General features: G+C 67.7%; 1 pseudogene. It reads left to right on the forward strand.

The window, feature by feature from the left end:
• A pseudogene (locus SB816_RS33430) lies at positions 1 to 254 on the forward strand (methyl-accepting chemotaxis protein); the annotation flags it as partial.

A 254-nucleotide genomic window follows, 5' to 3' on the forward strand; every position in this document is an offset into this window, starting at 1 on the left:
ACAAGTTCTCCGAGGAAGTGCGCCGCGGGATGCTCGACGTGCAGCAGGTCGGCGCGCAGCTGTCGCAGATCATCGCCGAGGTGCAGACGCTCGCGCCGCGCTTCCAGGTGGTCAACGACGGCATGCAGGCGCAGGCGACCAGCGCCGAGCAGATTACCCAGGCGCTGATCCAGCTTTCCGAGGCGGCGCAGCAGACGGCGGAGTCGCTGCGCCAGTCGTCGCAGGCCATCGACAATCTGACGCTCGTGGCCAAC

Origin of the sequence: Achromobacter sp. SIMBA_011, assembly GCF_046535435.1 — a bacterium.
GTDB classification, from domain to species: Bacteria; Pseudomonadota; Gammaproteobacteria; order Burkholderiales; family Burkholderiaceae_B; genus Achromobacter; species Achromobacter dolens.